The organism is Acidiferrimicrobium sp. IK (assembly GCF_025499425.1).
Classification (GTDB): Bacteria; Actinomycetota; Acidimicrobiia; order Acidimicrobiales; family Palsa-688; genus Acidiferrimicrobium.
Genome location: NZ_JAIMCB010000001.1, coordinates 379,423 through 398,167 on the forward strand (window position 1 = coordinate 379,423; position 18,745 = coordinate 398,167).

Here is an 18,745-nt window from a genome sequence, read left to right on the forward strand (position 1 = left end):
GCAGGGAAACGCCGGATCGACCTCGCATCCCCCGTCCGGCCTGACCCCACCGCAGGGCCCGTAGGCCATCGTCTTCGGGCAGGCGGCCACCGGAGTTGGGTGCCCGCTGGTGTCGTTCACGGCACCAGCCGGCGGGCCCGGGACCCCGCGCCGACCGGCCCGTCGAGCAGGGCCCGGTCGAACGCGGCGCAGAGCAGGTGGATGGCGACTTGGTGGACCTCCTGCACGGTGGCGGTGCGGGGGGCGGGGACGGCCAGGACCTCGGTGCTGGCCTCCGCCAACGGGTTGGGCAGGCCGCCGGTGAGGGACCACACTTCCATGCCCCGGCCGGTGGCGGCGGACGCCGCGGCCACCACGTTGGGGCTGCGGCCCGACGTCGAGAACGCCACCAGCACGTCGCCGGCCCGTCCGTGGGCCCGGACCTGGCGGGTGAACATCTCCTCGACGCCGTAGTCGTTGACCAAGGCGCTGACCGCGGAGCCGTCGACGTGCAGCGCGATGGCGCTGAACGGCGGGCGGTCCTCGAAGTAGCGGCCGACCATTTCCGAGGCGAGGTGTTCGGCGTGGGCTGCGCTGCCACCGTTGCCGACGGTGAGCAACCGGGCGCCGGCGCTCAGGCGCGCAGCCAGGCGGGCGCCCCACGCTTCGACCCGGCGGGTGCCTACATCCTCGAATGTGTCCAAAGCGCTGCGCAGGGCATCGAGATGCGAGCGGGCGACGGTCATGGGGCGGCTCCGGAGGTGACGGTGGGGGACGGGCGGGACGAGGAGGCGAGCCGGGCGTCGAGCAGGCGTCCGGCTGTGATCACGTCACCGGCGGTGATGGCCGCCAGCCCGGGATCGAGGCGCGAGGCGTGCGGGTCGCCCCGCTGCCCCTTCCAGAGGGCCACGTGCCAGGGCCGTCCCGGCGGCGGTCCCCACTCGGCGGGCGGCACCGGGCCGTAGAGGGTGACCGACGGGGTGGCGGTGGCGAACGCCAGGTGGGCGACGCCGGTGTCGCCGCTGATGACCCGCCCGGCGGATCGGACCACCGCGATCAACTCGTCGAGGTCGGTGCGCCCAGCGAGGTTGCAGACCGCGGCTCCGGGGGCGGCGGCCGCGATGGTGGCGGCCACGGCGGCCTCGCCGGCGGAGCCGGTCAGGACCACCCGCCGGCCGGCGCCGACCTCGGCGCGTACCACCTCAGCCCACCGCCGGGGCGGCCACCGCCGGGCAGGCGCCGCCGCCCCGGGGTGGATCACCGTCGCGTCCCGCGCGCAGGCCGGGGCGGTGACGGGCGCCGGTCCCAGCTCGAGGCGGTCCGGCGACGCAGGGATGGCGCACTCCTGCAGCAGACGGCACCAGCGCACCACCTCATGCTCCCCCGGGCGCCACTCGGGCATGCCAGCCGTGTCGGGGATGTCGGGGTGGGCGAAGGCCACCAGCCGTCGGGGGGACAGCGCGAGCAGGAGCGGCTGGCTGCCCGGCCCCCGGCCGTGCAGGTCGACGGCCACGTCCGGGCCGGCCAGGGCCGGGTCGAGGGGAGCCAGTTCGTGGCTGTCGGACAGATCGTCGATGCCGACCTCGCGGCGCAGCAGCGACCCGTACGCGCTGGGCGCGGCGACGGTCATGTGGTGGAGCGGGAAGGCCCGGCGCAGCGCCCGGAGGGCCGGCAGACCGGTGAGGATGTCACCCAGGTTCAACGCTCGCAGCACCACCAGGCGAACCGGCGGGACCTCACCGAGACGGTTCCCGGCGCTCATCGGCCGGTCGCGGTCAGATCCAGCAGCCCGGTGGTCGACCGGCCCGACAGGTAGGGGAGGATCACTACCTGCCCGCCCCACTCGGCTAGGACGTCCTCCTCGGGGAGACGCCGGTTGGAGTAGTCGCCGCCCTTGGCGAACAGGTGGGGGCGCAGCGCCCTCAGGGTCGGAATCGGCGAGTCGTCGTCGAAGACCACCACCCCCTCGACGCAGCTGAGCGCCTGCAGCATCGCCACCCGGTCGGCTTCCCGGACCACCGGCCGCCCGCGCCCTTTGAGGCGGCGGACCGAGGCGTCGGAGTTGACGGCGACGATCAGGCAGTCACCGAGCCGCCGGGCCGCTTGGAGCAACGAGACGTGCCCGGCGTGGAGCAGGTCGAAGCAGCCGCCCGCCACGACGACGCGCCCCCCGGCGTCGCGCACCGCGGCGGCCATGCCGGCCGGATCCGTCGGCGCAGCGCCGCCCGGAGCTACGCCCGCGACGAGCCCGGTTGGCGGCTTCCGTGCCCCGTCGGCCGCTGTCGGCTGCCCGGTTTGGCCGGCGGGCTGGGACATCGCGGCCGCGCCGCCGGCGGCCACGAAGCGGCCGGCGGCGTCCACCGCGGCGGTCACCGCCTCGCTCAGCAGCGCCCCCTGGAGCAGCCCGGCGGCGACCGCCGACGCGAACCGGTCACCGGCCCCGCACGGGTCGCCGCTTTGGGGCCGGGCCGGCACCACCATCGGCGGGCCGTCGCCGCTCACGAGCAAAGCGCCGTCCTCGCCCAGCGTCGCGGCTACCGCCTGGGCCTGCCAACGGGACCGAGCGGCCCGGGCCCGGACGGCCACCGCGAGCAGCGGGTCGCCGCCGGGGCCGGCCTCGGAGTCGGGGACGGCGTGCTCCAACTCGGCGCGGTTGGGTGTCACCGCCGCCATCCCCGCCACCGGTACGGCTCCCCGGGGATGGGGATCCCAGACCGTCGGGAGTCGGCGGCGGGCGAGCGCGGCGCGGACGTCGCCGCGCCCGGCGACGCCCCGCCCGTAGTCGGAGACGAGGACCGCGCCCGCGGCTTCGAGCGCCGCCACGGCGCCGGCGGGTAGCGGCCCCGACGGCGCGCTCGGCCCGCCCCGGTCGAGCCGTAGCAGCGGGTGGCCCCCGGCGCGGTAGCGGATCTTCTCGGGGGTGGGCGCCTCCGCCCGGGCGGCGAGCACCTCGACGCCGGCGGCCGCCAGCATCCGGCGCACCTCCGCTCCCGCGGCCCCCTCTCCCAGCGCGGTCACCAACGTGACCGGGTGGCCGTCGCCGGCTGCGATCAGCGCCGCCAGCGCTGCCCCGCCGGGGCGGACGGTCACCGCCGACTCCTCGAGCACCGGTACCGGAGCGTCGGGGCTGATCCGCCCGACGGTCCCCTCGACGTCGCGGTCGAGGAGCGCGTCGCCGACCACGACGAGACGCCGGCCGGTCACCTGGACCCGGCCGGGGTCGAGCGCGCCGACATCACCTGGCGGTACACGTCGGTGGTGGACCGGGCGATCCCCGGCCATCCGTAGCGGTGACGGGCCCGGGCCACGCCGGCTCGGCCCATGCCCCGGCGCAGCGCCGGGTCGGCGATCAGCGTCCGCAGCGCGCCGGCGAGCGCCCCGACGTCCCCGGCGGGCACCAGGACGCCGGTGCCCCCGTCGACGACCGACTCCTTCAAGCCCCCGACCGCGGACGCCACCACCGGAACACCGCAGGCCATGGCTTCTAGCGGCACGATCCCGAACGGCTCGTAGCGGGGCACGCACACCACCGCGTCGCACGACCGTAGCAGCGCCGGCATGTCCCGGCGTCCGACCTGCCCGAGGAACCGGACCCGGTCTGGCACTCCGTTGGCGTCGGCGACCAACCGTAGGCGGGCCACCTCGGCGTCGGCGCCGAGAGCGGGGCGGGGCGGGCCGCCGGCGACGACCAGCTCCGCGTCGGGCACGTCTGCCATCGCGGCGACGACATCGGCCACGCCTTTGCGTTCGACGAGGCGTCCGACGACGGCCAGGCGAGGGCGGCGACCTCTCGGCCAGCGCGGCCCGTCGGGGCGGAACTGGGCCAGGTCGACGCCGCAGGGCACGATCGACACCCGGCGGGTGTCCGCGCCGAGCAGCTCCAGCTCGGCGACCTCGTCGGCGCAGGTGGCGATGACGTGGTCGACCTCGTCGACCAGCTGCGCCTCCAGCCCGACTCGCTGCGGCGGGCTGGTGTCGGCGTCGCCCTGGTAGCGCCGCTTCACCGAGCCGAGCGCGTGGAAGGTCTGGACGACAGGCACCCCGACGGCGGTGGCCGCCTGGCGCGACGCCAGACCCGACATCCAGAAGTGGGCGTGGACGATGTCGGGGCGGTTCCGCTCCCATACCTCGCCGAGCACGGCCGCGAAGTCGCCCATCCACGGAAGCAGCTCGTCTTTGGCCAGCCGGCGGGCGGGGCCGGCGGCGACGTGATGGACCAACACTCCCGACGGGGTGGTGACCCACTCGCTGATGTCGGGGTCGTCGCGGCGGGTGTGGACCACCACCCGGTGGCCCTGAGCGGCCAGCGCCTGGGCCAGCGCCCCGACGTGGACGTTCTGGCCGCCGGCGTCGGCCCCGCCGAGCGCGGCGAGGGGGCTGGCGTGCTCGGACACCATCGCGATCCTCATGTAGTCACCTCCAGGAGCTGGCGGTCCCAGTCGGCCAGGAACCTGGCCAGGCCGAACCGCTCCAACGCGACCTGCCGTGCCTGGCGCCCGACCGCGGCGGCCTCGTCGGGGTCGTTGACCAAGCGGCGCAGGCCTTCCACCAGTGCGGGCAGGCGGTTGGTGATCACCCCCGCCTCGCTCGGGATGACCTCGGCCGCCTCGGTCGTCGACAAGGCCACCACCGGCATGCCGAGGTGCATGGCTTCGATCAGGCTCAAACCGAGCGACGTCCAGCGGTTCGGGTGGAAGTACACCCGCCGCCGGGCCATCTCGTCGTGGAGCCGGTGCTGGGGGAGGTCGACGCCGTCGAGCGGTTCGCTGCGCATGCCGAAGAGGTCGACGCCGACCTCGGCGCGCGCCGCGCTCACCAGGTCGGTGCCGGTGACCCGGCCTCGGCGCATCGGGTCGTTGATCACCGCCGCGGCCCGGGCCAGCTCCCCGGTGTAGCGGGCCCCGGGGTCGACGACGCCGTGCTCGATCACCCTCGAGGGCGCTGCGCCGGTGTCCCAGAACATCTGGTTGAACCAGGTGACGTGGACGACGGGGATGTCGGAGCGGTCCGCCAGGGGGTGGCGCATGTCGGCGACCGGGCCGTCGGGCGCGTTGTGCTCCAGGTAGACCGCCGGCAGGTCCCGCCCCGGTGTACGCCCCAGCCAGTCGGCGACCAGCCCCAGCTCCTGCGGTCGTTGCAGCACCACGACGTCGACTTCCTCGTCGCGCAGCTGTGACGGTGGGGCCTCGACGACCGACGGCGGCCAGTCCCAGGTCACGGCCCGGCCCAGACCGTCGGGGCCACGGTCGGGCAGCACCGGCAGGATGTAGCGGTGCGGTCCCTGCACAAAGGAGGTGGTCCACGAGCCGTGAACGTGCCAGAGCAGGACCCTCACGGCGCGACCCCCGACGGGAGTCGCTCCTCGGCGCGCCGGACCCGGCCGACGGCCTCGACGACCGCGCCGGGCGCCACCTCGTCGAGGCAGGGGTGCCCAGGGACCGGGCAGACCCGGGCTCGGCAACCGGCGCACGCGACGCCCTGGTCGCCGAGAAGCACGTGGGGCACCTTCCACGGCCGCCAGCGAACGGCGGGGACGGTCGGCGCGTAGAGGCTGACCACCGGGGTGCCCACCGCCGCGGCCAGGTGGGCGGGCCCGGTGTTGGCGACGACGACCGCCGACGCGCCCGCCACCACCGCGGCCAGCTCGGGCAGCGACAGCCGGCCGCCCAGGTCCAGGGCCCGCCCGTCGGCCACCTCGGCGGTCAGGGCGGCCTCCGGGGCGGCGCCGGTGACCACCACCGACGCACCGGCGTCGGTGAGCTCGCGCACCAGCTGCCGGTGATGGCGGCGAGCCCACGCCCGGGCGGTCACCGACGCCCCCGGGTGGACCACGACGTAGCCGGGGGCCAGGCCGGCGGGCAGCGCCGGCAGGTCGGGCCGCAACCGGAGTCGCCCGTCGTCGCCGGGCGGCAGCGCGAAACCCATGGCCACGCCGAGCGACAGGGACCGCTCCACCTCGTGGATGTCGTCGTCGACGCGGTGGCGGACGTCGAGCAAAGCGCCGGGGTAGTCGACGCTGATCGCGCCGATCCGCTCGACACCGGCCAGACGCAGGAGCAGCGCCAGCGGCAACGGGCTCTGGTGAAACGACGTGGCGATCACCGCGCGGTCCGCCCCGGAAGCAGCGGCGGCGGCGATGATCGCCTCCACTGCGCCGCGTTCGACCGGCCCCGGGTCGGCCTCGATCCACGGCGCCCGGCCGACGACGACCTGCCCGACGCCGGGCAGCAGCTCCGCGGCCGGCGCCCCCGTCGGGCTGCAGAGCATCGTCACCGGCCCGGCCGCAGCGGCGCACGCCCTGACCAGCGGGCCGGTGAGCAACACGTCACCGACGCTGTCCATCCTTGCGACCAGCACCCCGCTCAACACATGCCTGCCAGGATCAGGTCCACCGCGGCCAGGACCGTCGGGGCGACCGCGGCGGCAGCGGCGATCTCCTCGCTGCGGGTGGCCCGGGTCGGGACCAGCACCGAGCGGGCCCCCGCGGCCCGAGCCGCGCCCACGTCGGATCCGATATCACCCACCACCGCGCACGCCTCGGGGGCCACGCCGAGAGACGTCGCCGCCGCGACGACCATCCCGGGGGCCGGTTTGCGGCAACGGCACCGGTCCTCGGGCCGGTGCGGGCAGATCTGCCACGTGTCGATCGGGCCGAGCAGCTCTTCGACCCGACGGTTGATCGCCTCGACCTGCTCGAGGCAGACCCGGCCGCGGCCGACCGCCGCCTGGTTGGTGACCACGCCGACCCGCAGCCCGGCGTCGCGGGCCCGGCGCAGCGCCACCCGGGCCCCTGGCATCAACGCGACGCGGGCCGGGTCGGTGTTGCCTGGCACGTCGACGATCAAGGTGCCGTCCCGGTCGAAGAGGACCGCCTCGGGCGTCCATCCGATGTCGGCTCGCGGGTGGCGGGCCCGGTGCCGGTAACGACGCAAGATCGATGGCGGCTCGAGCGCCAGCGGGCTGCGGGTCATGCCGAGCGGGGCGCGGGAACGGTCCGCGAGGAGGCCTGGCACCGCCGCCCACCCGGCGGCGAGATGGGCGGTGGCGGCCGGGGGGATGAGCGCCGAGGTCACCGCCATGGTCATGACCTCCCGGGGGTCGCGAGGGCCGGGAGCGACGCGCTGCGCGCAAAACCTGGCCCACGCCGCCGCCCACCCGGCGCCGGCGATGGCCGCCAACCGGCGCCGGCCGGCCGCCGCGGCCAGCACCGCCGCGGCGCCCGCTGCGGTGGTCGCTGCGTGCCGTCCGTTGCGGGCGTCGCCCGCTCCCGCCGCGCTGCGCCACCCGGGCCCGTGGACCGCTCGCATCAAGGCGTCGTCGCGGTTGCCTCGCTGCAACCGGACGCTGACCATCGGACCCGCCGGCCGGGCCGGGTGCTCGCAGACCCTGTCGCCTTGCAAGATCAGGTACCCGGCGCGCGTCACCCGCAGACCGAGGTCGGCGTCCTCCCGGTAGGCGCGGGGGAAGCGTTCGTCGAAGCCGCCGACTTCCTCGAGGACCTCCCTGCGGTACGCCATGTCGGCGGTGATCCACCGGGCGCCTTCCAGGCCTGCGACGTTGCGCTCCCAGTCCGTCGGGCGCCGGTCGGGGGGCAACGGCACCCGCACCTGGCCCTGCGACGCGGCGGCCTGCCACGGGACCCGTTGAAGGTCGCAGTGAAGCGCTTCGAGCCATCCGGGGGTCGGGAGCACGTCGTCGTCGAGGAACGCAACCCAAGGGGTGGTGGCGTAGCGCCACCCGACGTTGCGGGCCGCGGCCGGGCCCCGCCCGCCGGAGCGCAGCACCTGGAGCCGGCCGGCGGCGACGCCAGCCCCCGCCGGCCCCACCTGGAGCCGGCCCCGTTGGCCGGCGGGCCGGTCGTCGACGACGACCACCGGCGGCGCCGGCGCCGGCGCCGAGCCGCCGAGCAGAACGGAGAGCAACGCGCCCAGCGACGGGCGTCCCACCGTGGGCACCACGATCGTGGCGCAGCCGGGCGGCGTGGAGCGGCTCACGCCACCACGACCCGCCGGTCGGGTTCGGACCCGGCGCTGCGCCGAGCCCGCCGGACGATGAACGGACCGAGCACGAGCAGGTCCACCGGCGCCGACCCGAAGCACTCCAGAGCGTCGCGGGGGTCGTCGACCATCGGGCGGCCGGCGGTGTTGAGGCTGGTGTTGATGAGGACCGGGACCCCGGTGCGGGACTCGAACGCCTCGAGCAGCCGGTGCACCAGCGGCTCGGTGGCGGCGTCGACGGTCTGCACCCGGGCGGAGCCGTCGACGTGCACCGCGGCGGCGACGTCGTCTCGCCACTGCGGGCGGACGTGGTGGGTGAAGAGCATGTAGGGGCTCGGGAACGGGCCGTCGAAGATCTCCGCCGCCCGTTCCAGGGTCACCATCGGCGCCACCGGCCGGAACTGCTCCCGACCCTTCACCGTGTTGAGGCGGGTCAGGGTCTCGGGGCGGCGGGGGCTGGCCAGAAGGCTGCGGTGGCCGAGGGCCCGCGGGCCGTACTCGCTGCGTCCCTGGAACCAAGCGACGATGCCCTCCGAGGCGAGCACGTCGGCCACCGCACCGGCGAGGTCCGCCGGTCGCTCGTAGGGCTGGTCGGCCTCCAGCAGCCACGCTTCCAGCTCGTCGTCGTTCCACCCGCGGCCGAGCGCGGCGGTCTCGATCGGCCGGACGTCGTCGCCGATCTGATGGGCCAGGTACAGCGCGCCGCCGAGGGCGGTCCCCGCGTCGCCGGCGGCGGGCTGCACCCAGATGTCGTCGAAGGGCCCGTGGCGCAGCAGGTAGGAGTTGGCGACGCAGTTGAGGGCGACGCCGCCGGCCATCGTCAAGCGGCGGTCTCCGGTCCGGGCGTGCAACCAGACCGCCAGCTCGAGGATGACCTCTTGCAGCCGGTGCTGGACGCTGCTGGCCAGGTTGGCGTGCTGCGGACCCCACGGGCCGTCGGCGCGGCGGGGGGCGGCCAGCTCCGACCAGGGAATGGTCCCGACCCGGAAGCCGCCGTCCCCGTCGGTGACGATGAGCTCTCGAAGGACGGGGAGGTGCACCGGCTCCCCGTAGGACGCCATGGCCATGACCTTGTACTCGTCGGAGGACCGGGCGAAGCCGAGGTGCATGGTCAGCTCCTCATACATCAACCCCAGCGAGTGGGGGAGCTGCTGGGAACGGAACACCTCCAGCGCGCCGCCGACCGAGCGCCCGGCGAGGTGGGAAGCGACCTCGCCGCGCCCGTCGAGGACCAACACGCTCGAGTCCGGCCACGGCGCGGCCAGGTAGGCCGACGCGGCGTGCGCGACGTGGTGGCGCACGTAGCGCAGCCGGGCGCCGTCGATACCGGGGAACGCCGACTCCAGGAACGACGGGGCCTTCTTGGTGTACAGCGTCCGCAGGGGCTCCCAGTCGGCGGCGGTCACGTCGTTCTCGGCGACCCCCGTCGCCGGCATCAGCTGGGGGTCGTAGGAGTAGGAGATGGCGTCGACGTCGGCCGGTCGCAGGCCGGCCTGACGTAAACACCACGCGGCGGCCCGCTCCGGCAGCTCCCACGTCGAGAACGGCACCGCTTGCTTGCCGTGCTTGACCCGCGAGAACCGCTCCTCCTCCGCGGCCGCGACCGTCCGGCCGTCGACCACCAATGCCGCGGCGGGGTCGTGAAACACTGCGTTGATCCCGAGGACGATCGCCATGCGTCCCTTTCTCTGTTCGCTGTGGCGCAGTAGTACCCCCGCGGAGGGAGTCAAACCACTGACAGATAGTTATCCGCAGATGATTCACTGGCGCCCGTGCCCACTGAGCCCGATGCCCGTACGACCGTGGTGATCGCGACCCGGGACCGGCGCGAGGAGCTGTTGCGAACGCTGCAACGCCTGCGCGATCTGCCCGAGCGGCCTCCGGTCGTGGTGGTCGACAACGCGTCGTCGGATGGCACCCCGGCCGCGGCCCGGGAGTTCGGGGGCCGTGTCGAGGTGCTGGCCCTTCCGGCCAACTTGGGGGCCGCGGCCCGCACCGTCGGGGTCAGAGCCGCTCGCACCCCTCTGATCGCGTTCTGCGACGACGACTCGTGGTGGGCGCCCGGCGCGCTGCGCCTCGCCGCGGCCCGCTTCGACAAGGACCCGGCGCTCGGGCTCTTGGCTGCTCGGGTGCTCGTCGGTCCCGACGAACGCCTCGACCCGACCTCCGCGGTGATGGCGGCCGGCGACCTGGACGAGTCGCTGCGCCCCGGCGGTCGCGGGCGGCGGGGGGTCACCGGCTTCCTTGCGTGCGGTGCGGTGGTCCGGGCCCGGGCGTTCTGCGCCGTCGGCGGGTTCGAGCCGCACCTGATGATCGGCGGGGAGGAGGAGATGGTGGCGCTGGACCTGGCGGCCGCCGGCTGGAAGCTTGTCTACGAGCCGGAGGTGGTCGCGCACCACTACCCGTCACGAGCCCGGCACGCGGCCAGCCGGAACCGGCACCTGGCCCGCAACCTGCTGCTCACCGCCTGGCTGCGCTACCCGCCGGCGGCCGCGGCTCGCCGGGCCATGGCCGCCGGGCCGCACCGGCCCAACGGGCGCGAGGCGCTCTGGGCGTTGCGGTCTGCGCCCTGGGCGGCCAGCCGCCGGCGACCGGTACCTGCCGGGCTGGCCGACGTGTTCGTCGGCTAGACCTCCGGCCGCAAGGCGAGCAGGGGGCGAGGCGAGCAGGCGGCAAGGCGGCGATGCGACCGGGCGGGGGCCGGTCAGGACACGTACCTCCGGGCCTCGGATCTGGCGTGGTCGGCGTCGAGTAGCCGCAGCCCGGCCTCGACGTCGGCGCCGACTTCACGCCGGCTGGCCGCTACCCAGCCGATGCCGCCTACAGCTTCGAGGAGGGCCCGGGCGGAGTGGCGATCCCTGGGAAGGCCGGCCAGGAGGGAAATAGACCGCGCCGCGGCAGGCCGCGACGCCCGACGCAGCCACGTGTACCAGAGGGTGTTTCGGATGCCTTGCCGGCGACGAAGGTGGGGATCGCGCTGCGTGGACGCCCGGTGGTGGACCTCGATGTCGGGCACGTACGCCATGTCCCATCCGGCGTCGGCCAGGTCGGTGCCGAGCAGCTCCTCCTCGCCGCCGATCACCAGCAGCGGATTGAACCCACCGCACCCGAGGAACGCCCGCCGGCGAACGACCGACGCCCCGGCGAGGAAGCTCAGCAGCGGGCTGCCGGGAAGGCCCGGAGGGCGGGGGAGGGGGCTGCGGCCCATCTCGTCGCTGATGGCATCGGTCGCGCCGCTCGGCTCCACGACGATCCGCGCGGTGACCACCGCAATGCGGGGATGACGCCGCAGCAGCGACGCGGCGCGGTCCAAAGACCCCGGCGACCACCACGTGTCGTCGTCGCAGAACGCCACGAACGGCGTGGTGCACAGCGCCGCACCGGCGTTGCGGCCCGCCGCGCCGAGGTTGGTGCCGAGGGCCAGCAGGCGCACCGCGGGGAAGTCGCGCCGGACCATCGCGACGGTCCCGTCCGACGACCCGTTGTCGACGACGACGACCCCGGGCCGCTCGGGGAGCTGCTCGAGGCGGGTCAAGGCGGCGGCCAGCTCCTGGCGCCGGCCGCGGGTGATGACCACCACCGTCACCTCGCCGCTCACCGGCCCAGCGGAAGCGACAGCCCCCACGGAAGCGGCGGCCCTCGGAGTGCTCACCACTCCCCGCCGAGCGACGGCCGGAGGGCGGCGAGCAGCCGGTCGCTGGAGTCGGACAGCGACCGCATGCCTGCGGCGATCGAGCGGGTCACCCGGCCTGTGGCCTCCGGCGTCAAGCACCAGGCCAGGGCCTCGTCGAGAGCCGGTGACCCGGCCTGGTCGGCGCCGACCACGGCCGGCCACTCCAAGGCCCGGGCTTGGGCGGTGACCTTGGCGCCGCCCCGGACCGGGTCGACGGCGAGCACCGGCACGCCGGCGCGCAACCCGAGGACCAGGCCGTGCAGGCGGGTGGTGACGATCACGTCGCAGCGGGCCATCGCCGCGACGAGCTGGTCGGGGGTGGCGCACAGGTGGGGTTCGCCGGGGTGGAGGCGGGTGTCGAGCGGTACCGGCGCCACGTCGGCGTCGAGCAGCAGCCGGTCGAGATGGCGGTGGACCGCGGCGTGCTCCTGGCGGTCACCGTATTCGGGTTGGTCGTGGCTGCGGACGACCCCCGCCACGGGAGCCGCTCGCAGCGAGCCGCCGAGCGCCAGGTCCGCCCGGGCGACGCCGGGGCCGTCCCGGGCGACCAGCTCGACCGGCGCCAGGCGGGCCGTCCCGTCGACCACCGAAACACCGGCAGCCACCCTGGTCGCGGCCGCGAACCGGTCGAAGAGGGCCTCTACCGGTCCGCCGGCCAGCGGCCCGCACACGAACACCAGGTGGCTGACCGTGCCGGGGTCCAGCTCCGCCCAAGCCACGTCCGTCGCCCGGCGGAAGTTCGCGGCCATCGCAACGCGGTGGTCTACCCCCGCGTCGCGTAGCCACCGCTCGGCGGTGCGGGCCGCCAGGAGGTCCCCGCCGGTCACCTCCGCGTCGTCGAAGCTGAACCACCCCGCGACCATCGTCAGCCCGCCGCGTCGCATGCCCGTGCCCGTCGCCACGATCCGGGTGTGTACCCACCCAGCGGGCGGCATACCGCCCCCGCCGGCGGGTACATACCGATGACCGCACCCCGACCGCGTCGCCGGCGCGGCCCCCGCCGCCGCCCGGCGTCGGAGCAAACCGGCCAGAGGAGAGTCCACGATGAACCGACCCAAGTTGCTCCTGCTCGCCGCCACCGTCGCGGTGTCGGCGTCCGCTCTGTCGGCCTGCGGCGGCTCGCACGACCAGTCCAACGTCACCGGCAACAACGGACTGGGCGCCACGACCACCCTGCCCGCGTCGTACCCGAAGGGCAGCGGCAACTGACGTCCTCTGGGTAACCGCCCGGGCGGCGAATGGCGCCGGCCCAGCCGGGTATCCCGCCATAAGTCATCTCGCGCGCCGGCCCTGCCGGCTCCGAGGTCCTAGCCAGAGGAGCGTGCATGAGCCAGTCCGTGAGTGCCTACCTGCTGAAGCGGTTGGGGGCGTGGGGCGTTGAGCGGGTGTTCGCTTATCCCGGCGACGGGATCAACGGGATCCTCGGGGCGTGGGTCGAGGCCGACGACCCGCCGGAGTTCATCCAGCCCCGCCACGAGGAGATGGCCGCCTTCGAGGCGGTCGGCTACGCCAAGTTCTCCGGGAAGATCGGCGTGTGCATGGCCACCTCCGGGCCGGGCGCGATCCACCTGCTGAACGGCCTCTACGACGCCAAGCTGGACCACGCGCCGGTGCTGGCGATCGTCGGCCAGACCGACCGCACCGCGCAGGGCGGCTCCTACCAGCAGGAGGTCGACCTGGCCAGCTTGTTCAAAGACGTCTGCCACCAGTACGTGCAGACCGTCAACGCCCCACAACAGCTCCCGAACGTGATCGACCGGGCCATCCGCACCGCGCTGGCCACCCACTCGCCGACGTGTGTGATCGTGCCCTACGACGTTCAGGAGATGGACTGGGAGGCGCCCGGCCACGAGTTCAAGATGGTGCCCTCCAGCCTGGGGATTTCCTGGCCGCGGATCGCGCCCGACGACGACGGGATCCGCCGGGCCGCGGACATCCTCAACGCCGGCACGAAGGTCGCGATCCTGGTCGGTCAAGGCGCCCGCGGCGCCCGCCGGCAGGTCGGGGAGGTCGCCGACCTGCTCGGCGCCGGGGTGGCCAAAGCTCTGCTCGGCAAGGACGTCCTCGGCGACGACCTGCCGTGGGTGACCGGCTCGCTGGGTCTGCTCGGCACCCGTCCGAGCTACGAACTGATGATGGACTGCGACACGCTGCTGACCGTCGGGTCCAACTTCCCCTACACCCAGTTCCTGCCGCCGCTCGGGCAGGCCCGGGCGGTGCAGATCGACCACGACGGCACCTTCATCGGGATGCGCTACCCCTACGAGGTCAACCTGGTGGCCGACGCCGGCGGGGCCCTCGACGCGCTCATCCCGCTGCTCGCCCGCAAAGAGGACCGGTCGTGGCGCGACACAGTCGAGGGCAACGTTTCTGGCTGGTGGGACACCGTGCAACGCCAGGCCATGACCGACAGCGACAAGGACGGGGTGGTCAACCCGCAGCGCCTGTTCTGGGAGCTGTCGGAGCGGTTGCCCGCCAACGCCATCGTCTCGTCTGACTCCGGTTCGGCCGCCAACTGGTACGCCCGGCACCTCAAGTTCACCACGACCGAACAGCGCGGCTCGCTGTCGGGGACCCTGGCGACGATGGGCCCCGGCGTGCCGTACGCGATCGGCGCCAAGTTCGCGCACCCCGACCGGCCGGCGATCGCCTTCGAGGGCGACGGGGCCATGCAGATGAACGGCCTGGCGGAACTGATCACCATAAAGCGGTACTGGCAACAGTGGTCCGATCCCCGGCTCATCGTGGCGGTCCTCCACAACAACGACCTCAACCAGGTCACCTGGGAGATGCGGGCCCAAGTCGGGGTCCCCAAGTTCCCGGCGTCCCAGGACCTCCCCGACGTCTCCTACGCCGCGTTCGCGGCCAGCCTCGGCCTGCAAGCCATCGAGGTGCACGAAGCCGACGACATCGGCCCGGCCTGGGACAAGGCCCTGGCCGCGGACCGCCCGACCGTGCTCGACGTGTACACCGACGCCGACGTTCCGCCGATCCCCCCGCACGCCACGCTCCAGCAGATGCGCGACGCGGCCAAGGCGATCATCGGCGGCGACGAGAACGCCTGGGGGGTCCTCAAGACCGGCGTCCGCCAGAAGGCGCAGGAGTTCCTTCCCGACACCAAGGCGGAGCGGTGATGGCCGCCCCCGCCGCCGCCACCGGGCTGGCCGCCCGGGCGGTGACCGACATCCGCACCGGGAGGTTCGAGCGCAGCCTCGCCGGCCTGGCCGCGGCCGGCGCGTTGATCACCGCCGCGGAGATCTTCACCGAGCACGACAGCGCCAGCTTCGGCAACAAGATGATGTGGTGGCCGATCGTGATCATGCCGACCATGGTCCCGGCCGGGATCGCCGGGGCGGTGTCTCGCACCGCGGCCAAGACGGTGCTGCCGGTAGCGTCTGCGGTGGTCGTCGCCAACGGGCTGCAAGGCACGTTCCTGCACTGGCGGGGCATTCTGGCCAAGCCGGGCGGGCGGTCCAACCTCCGCTACAACGTCGAGATGGGACCCCCGATGTTCGCCCCGCTCCTGGCGTCGATGGTCGGCGGGATGGGGTTGCTGGCATCCCTCCTGCGCCGCGAAGGCGACCGGTGAAGGACCGGGAGGTCTCGTCGGGGCTGGCCCGGCGTCACCCGCCGGTCACTCCGGGCGGCAAGGGCCGCTTCGGGGACTTCGACGTGCTCGGCCAGGTCAGCCGGTGGGATCTGGTGACCGCAGGCGTCGTATTGGCCCGTCTCGACACCGACCCACAGCTGTCGTTTTTCACCGCGGAGGAAGAACCGACGGTGCGGGCGCTGACCGACCTGCTCCTCGGCCAGCACGACGAGCCTCGGGTCCCGGTGGTCGAGATGCTCGACAAGCGGCTGCTCGCCGGCGAGACCGACGGGTGGCGCTACGAGGACATGCCCGAAGACAGCGACGCCTGGCGGCGCAGCCTGGCCGCTCTCGACGACGAAGCCCGGGCGCTTCACGGGGAGCGGTTCTCGGATCTTCCCCCCGAACGACAGGCCCGGATCGTCCAGGGCGTCCAGGACGCCGACGAGTGGCACGGCTTCTCCGCCGGACATCTGTGGAGCCTGTGGACCCGTTACGCGTGCAGCGCCTTCTACTCCCATCCCTGGACGTGGAACGAGATCGGCTTCGGCGGCCCCGCGTACCCCCGCGGGTACAAGAACATGGGCGTCGACCGGCGCGAAGGCTGGGAGCGCCCCGAGGTCGACGCGCGCGACCCGGTGCCGTGGGCGGAGCGGCGCGAGGAGGCGCTGCGAGCCCACGAGGAACGCCAGGACGCCTCGCCATCCGAGGAGCGGGACCGATGAGCCGGTTGAGCGACGCGGACGTCCGGGCCAGGAACGCGTCGGCGTGGCTGCTGCCCTCAGGCGACGAGCGCACCAACCACCGCCTCCGGGCCGACATGCGCCGCTACGACGAATCCGACGAGGTCGACGTGGTAGTCGTCGGCTGCGGGGCCGGCGGCGGGACCCTGATGCAACGCCTGGCCCGGACCGGGGCGTCGGTGGTCGGCCTCGACGCCGGCCCGTTCTGGGACCCAGACGCCGACTGGGTCAGCGACGAGGCCGGCTCGCACCGGCTGTATTGGACCGAACCCCGGGTGATTTCCGGTAGCGACCCGGTGCCGCTCGGCTCCAACAACTCCGGGCGGGGCGTCGGCGGGTCGATGATCCACTACGCCGGTTACACCCCCCGGTTCCACCCCTCCGACTTCCACACGTTCAGCCTCGACGGCGTCGGCGCGGACTGGCCGATCGCCTACCAGGACCTGAAGCCGTACTACCAGGCGATCGAGCAGGAGCTGCCGGTGTCGGGGCAGAGCTGGCCGTGGGGGGACCCTCACGACTACCCGTACTCGCCGCAGCCGTTGGGCGGCAACGGCCAGATGTTCGTCCGCGGCGCCCACGCCCTCGGCGTCACCACCAAAGTCGGCCCGGTCGCCATCGCCAACGGGCGGTTCGGTAACCGGCCGCACTGCATCTACCGGGGGTTCTGCCTTCAGGGCTGCAAGGTGAACGCCAAGGCGTCGCCGCTCATCACCCACATCCCCGACGCCCTCGCCCACGGCGCCGAGATCCGCCCCAACTGCATGGTCAACCGGGTCGTGGTCGACGGTCGCCGTCGAGCCATCGGCGTCACCTACATCACCGGTGGCGTCGAGCACTTCCAGGCGGCCCGCCTGGTGGTCGTGTCCGGCTACTCGATCGAGACGCCCCGCCTGCTGCTGCTGTCGGGGTCGAAGGAGTTCCCCGACGGGCTGTGCAACGACCACGGCCAAGTCGGCCACTACCTGATGGTGCAAGGAGCGCCGCAGGTAGCCGGGCGCTTCGACGCCGAGGTCCGCATGTACAAGGCGCCGCCGCCCGAGGTCAGCTCCGAGGAGTTCTACGAGACCGACCCGACCAAGCCCTACAAGCGGGGGTTCGCGTTGCAGACCGTCTCGCCGCTGCCGATCACCTACTCGGAGCACGTCTCGGCGCAGGGCCACTGGGGGGAGGCGCTGCGCGAGTACATGCGCGACTACAACCACTGGGCGGTCACCGGGGCGCTGTGCGAGTTCCTGCCCCGCTACGAGAACGCGGTCACCCTCGCGGCCGAGACCGACCGCAACGGGTTGCCGGTCGCGAACTTCTCGTACTCGATGTGCGACAACGACCGGGCCCTCGAGGACGCCGCCCAGCACACCCAGGAGGAGATCTTGAAAGCGGCCGGCGCGACCGAGACCATCGCCGTCAAACGCTACGCCCACCTCGTCGGCGGGTGCCGGATGGCCGCCGACGCCACCCAGGGGGTGGTCGACGCCGACCAGCGCAGCTTCGCGGTCCCCAACCTGTACCTGGTCGACGGCAGCGTGCTGCCCACCCAGGGCTCGGCCAACCCGGCGCTCACCATCATGGCCCTCGCCGCTCGCTGCGCCGAGCGCCTCGCCGCCAGCCGCAACCAGGGAGCGCCGGCGGCCACCAGGGCTGGAGGTGGGTTGTGAGCGCCGAGCGGGCCGCCGTCACCTCGGTGCGGGCCGCGGCGTACACCATCCCCACCGACCAGCCGGAGGCGGACGGCACGCTAGCGTGGGACTCGACGGTGATGGTGGTCGTCCACGTCGCCGGCGGCGGCCACGAAGGGCTGGGCTGGACGTACTGCGCCCAGGCGGCCAAGACCGTCGTCGACGAGAAGCTGGCCGGGGTGGTGACCGGCGGCGACGTGTTCTCGGTGCCCGCCCAGCACGAGGCGATGGTCCGGGCCTGCCGGAACATGGGACGCCCGGGCATCGCGGCGTGCGCTATCTCCGCGGTGGACGTCGCCCTTTGGGACCTGAAGGCCCGGTGCCTGGGCGTGCCGCTGGCCGACCTGTGGGGCCGGGCCCGGCCGGACGTGCCGGTCTACGGCAGCGGCGGTTTCACCACCTACGACGACGAGACCACCGCAGCCCAACTGGAGGGCTGGGTAAACGCCGGCATACCGCGGGTGAAGATCAAGATCGGCGAGTCTTGGGGCGCCCGCCCCGAAAGGGACCTGGCCCGGGTCGGGTTGGCCCGCCGGGTCGTCGGAGACGACGTGGAGTTCTACGTCGACGCCAACGGCGCCTACACCCGCAAGCAGGCGATCCGCGTCGGGCGGCAGATGACCGACGCCCACGGAGTCGAGTGGTTCGAGGAGCCGGTGTCCTCCGACGACCTGGCCGGCCTGCGGGAGGTCCGCGACCACTGCGACGCCGACGTCGCCGCCGGCGAGTACGGCTACAGCGTCGAGTACTTCGCTCCGATGATCGGCTCGGGCGCGGTCGACTGCATCCAGGCTGACGCCACTCGATGCGGTGGGTTCACCGGTTGGCAGGCCGTCGGTCACCTGGCGGCCGCCAACGGTGTGCAGATCTCCGGTCACTGCGCCCCGAACCTCCACGCCCACGTCGCCGTGTGCGCCGCGAACCTGCGCCACCTCGAGTACTTCCACGACCATTCGCGCATCGAGGGCCTGCTGCTGGAGGGCACGCTTCCGCCCGAGGGCGGCGCGCTGGTCCCCGCCACCGACCGGCCCGGTCTCGGCCTGTCGGTTCGCGACGCGGTCGCCGAGCAGTACAGGACCGCCTGA

General features: G+C 74.0%; 17 protein-coding genes and 1 pseudogene. 7 read left to right on the forward strand and 11 right to left on the reverse strand.

Annotated features, from left to right (window positions below; translation table 11 throughout):
• From K6U06_RS24600 to K6U06_RS01875, 9 genes and pseudogenes are all read right to left on the reverse strand, one after another.
• Nucleotides 1-120, reverse strand: a pseudogene (locus K6U06_RS24600) (methylenetetrahydrofolate reductase C-terminal domain-containing protein); the annotation flags it as partial.
• A complete protein-coding gene (locus K6U06_RS01840) occupies nucleotides 117-725 on the reverse strand; it encodes an SIS domain-containing protein (protein WP_262320178.1) in 609 nt (202 codons plus the stop codon). The pseudogene K6U06_RS24600 and the gene K6U06_RS01840, both read right to left, overlap by 4 nt.
• On the reverse strand, nucleotides 722-1,741 hold the full coding sequence (locus K6U06_RS01845) for a glycosyltransferase family 9 protein (RefSeq protein ID WP_262320179.1): 1,020 nt from the start codon (nucleotides 1,739-1,741) through the stop codon (nucleotides 722-724). Before K6U06_RS01845 ends, K6U06_RS01840 begins: the two co-directional genes overlap by 4 nt.
• Nucleotides 1,738-3,183, reverse strand: coding sequence for a PfkB family carbohydrate kinase (locus K6U06_RS01850; protein ID WP_262320180.1), 1,446 nt, complete (start codon nucleotides 3,181-3,183; stop codon nucleotides 1,738-1,740). The genes K6U06_RS01845 and K6U06_RS01850 overlap by 4 nt, the downstream gene beginning before the upstream one ends.
• The gene (locus K6U06_RS01855; RefSeq protein ID WP_262320181.1) at nucleotides 3,180-4,388 is read right to left on the reverse strand and encodes a glycosyltransferase; all 1,209 of its coding nucleotides are present in this window, start codon (nucleotides 4,386-4,388) and stop codon (nucleotides 3,180-3,182) included. The genes K6U06_RS01850 and K6U06_RS01855 overlap by 4 nt, the downstream gene beginning before the upstream one ends.
• Nucleotides 4,385-5,314 (reverse strand): glycosyltransferase, encoded by a 930-nt coding sequence (locus K6U06_RS01860; protein WP_262320182.1) that lies wholly within the window; start codon nucleotides 5,312-5,314, stop codon nucleotides 4,385-4,387. Before K6U06_RS01860 ends, K6U06_RS01855 begins: the two co-directional genes overlap by 4 nt.
• Nucleotides 5,311-6,348: a glycosyltransferase family 9 protein gene (locus tag K6U06_RS01865; protein WP_410050950.1), complete on the reverse strand. Its 1,038-nt coding sequence runs from the start codon at nucleotides 6,346-6,348 to the stop codon at nucleotides 5,311-5,313. Before K6U06_RS01865 ends, K6U06_RS01860 begins: the two co-directional genes overlap by 4 nt.
• On the reverse strand, nucleotides 6,342-7,973 hold the full coding sequence (locus K6U06_RS01870; RefSeq protein ID WP_262320183.1) for an HAD-IIIA family hydrolase: 1,632 nt from the start codon (nucleotides 7,971-7,973) through the stop codon (nucleotides 6,342-6,344). Before K6U06_RS01870 ends, K6U06_RS01865 begins: the two co-directional genes overlap by 7 nt.
• Nucleotides 7,970-9,652, reverse strand: coding sequence for a carbamoyltransferase (locus K6U06_RS01875; RefSeq protein ID WP_262320184.1), 1,683 nt, complete (start codon nucleotides 9,650-9,652; stop codon nucleotides 7,970-7,972). Before K6U06_RS01875 ends, K6U06_RS01870 begins: the two co-directional genes overlap by 4 nt.
• Before the next feature lie 96 nt (nucleotides 9,653-9,748).
• Between K6U06_RS01875 and K6U06_RS01880 the strand changes: the two genes are divergently transcribed.
• The gene (locus K6U06_RS01880; protein WP_262320185.1) at nucleotides 9,749-10,606 is read left to right on the forward strand and encodes a glycosyltransferase family 2 protein; all 858 of its coding nucleotides are present in this window, start codon (nucleotides 9,749-9,751) and stop codon (nucleotides 10,604-10,606) included.
• A gap of 74 nt (nucleotides 10,607-10,680) precedes the next feature.
• Here the strand turns inward: K6U06_RS01880 and K6U06_RS01885 are convergent, their stop codons facing one another.
• The gene (locus K6U06_RS01885) at nucleotides 10,681-11,574 is read right to left on the reverse strand and encodes a glycosyltransferase family 2 protein (RefSeq protein WP_262320186.1); all 894 of its coding nucleotides are present in this window, start codon (nucleotides 11,572-11,574) and stop codon (nucleotides 10,681-10,683) included.
• 50 nt (nucleotides 11,575-11,624) lie between these two features.
• On the reverse strand, nucleotides 11,625-12,551 hold the full coding sequence (locus tag K6U06_RS01890; protein ID WP_262320187.1) for a polysaccharide pyruvyl transferase family protein: 927 nt from the start codon (nucleotides 12,549-12,551) through the stop codon (nucleotides 11,625-11,627).
• Between the two features lie 142 nt (nucleotides 12,552-12,693).
• On the opposite strand from K6U06_RS01890, the gene K6U06_RS01895 reads away from it, so the two are divergent.
• The 6 genes from K6U06_RS01895 (at nucleotide 12,694) to K6U06_RS01920 (ending at nucleotide 18,745) form a co-directional block, all read left to right on the forward strand.
• The gene (locus K6U06_RS01895) at nucleotides 12,694-12,858 is read left to right on the forward strand and encodes a hypothetical protein (RefSeq protein WP_262320188.1); all 165 of its coding nucleotides are present in this window, start codon (nucleotides 12,694-12,696) and stop codon (nucleotides 12,856-12,858) included.
• Nucleotides 12,859-12,974: 116 nt separating this feature from the next.
• Nucleotides 12,975-14,783, forward strand: coding sequence for a thiamine pyrophosphate-requiring protein (locus tag K6U06_RS01900; RefSeq protein WP_262320189.1), 1,809 nt, complete (start codon nucleotides 12,975-12,977; stop codon nucleotides 14,781-14,783).
• Nucleotides 14,783-15,238 (forward strand): hypothetical protein, encoded by a 456-nt coding sequence (locus K6U06_RS01905; RefSeq protein ID WP_262320190.1) that lies wholly within the window; start codon nucleotides 14,783-14,785, stop codon nucleotides 15,236-15,238. Before K6U06_RS01900 ends, K6U06_RS01905 begins: the two co-directional genes overlap by 1 nt.
• Nucleotides 15,235-15,963 (forward strand): gluconate 2-dehydrogenase subunit 3 family protein, encoded by a 729-nt coding sequence (locus tag K6U06_RS01910; RefSeq protein WP_262320191.1) that lies wholly within the window; start codon nucleotides 15,235-15,237, stop codon nucleotides 15,961-15,963. The genes K6U06_RS01905 and K6U06_RS01910 overlap by 4 nt, the downstream gene beginning before the upstream one ends.
• Nucleotides 15,960-17,639, forward strand: coding sequence for a GMC family oxidoreductase (locus K6U06_RS01915; protein WP_262320192.1), 1,680 nt, complete (start codon nucleotides 15,960-15,962; stop codon nucleotides 17,637-17,639). Before K6U06_RS01910 ends, K6U06_RS01915 begins: the two co-directional genes overlap by 4 nt.
• Nucleotides 17,636-18,745: an enolase C-terminal domain-like protein gene (locus K6U06_RS01920; RefSeq protein ID WP_262320193.1), complete on the forward strand. Its 1,110-nt coding sequence runs from the start codon at nucleotides 17,636-17,638 to the stop codon at nucleotides 18,743-18,745. The genes K6U06_RS01915 and K6U06_RS01920 overlap by 4 nt, the downstream gene beginning before the upstream one ends.

Coding starts and splice junctions, on each gene's coding strand:
- K6U06_RS01845 (WP_262320179.1), bottom strand. CDS start 1,741: ATGAGCGCCGGGAACCGTCTCGGTGAGGTCCCGCCGGTTCGCCTGGTG.
- K6U06_RS01905 (WP_262320190.1), top strand. CDS start 14,783: ATGGCCGCCCCCGCCGCCGCCACCGGGCTGGCCGCCCGGGCGGTGACC.
- K6U06_RS01915 (WP_262320192.1), top strand. CDS start 15,960: ATGAGCCGGTTGAGCGACGCGGACGTCCGGGCCAGGAACGCGTCGGCG.
- K6U06_RS01840 (WP_262320178.1), bottom strand. CDS start 725: ATGACCGTCGCCCGCTCGCATCTCGATGCCCTGCGCAGCGCTTTGGAC.
- K6U06_RS01875 (WP_262320184.1), bottom strand. CDS start 9,652: ATGGCGATCGTCCTCGGGATCAACGCAGTGTTTCACGACCCCGCCGCG.
- K6U06_RS01900 (WP_262320189.1), top strand. CDS start 12,975: ATGAGCCAGTCCGTGAGTGCCTACCTGCTGAAGCGGTTGGGGGCGTGG.
- K6U06_RS01895 (WP_262320188.1), top strand. CDS start 12,694: ATGAACCGACCCAAGTTGCTCCTGCTCGCCGCCACCGTCGCGGTGTCG.
- K6U06_RS01855 (WP_262320181.1), bottom strand. CDS start 4,388: ATGAGGATCGCGATGGTGTCCGAGCACGCCAGCCCCCTCGCCGCGCTC.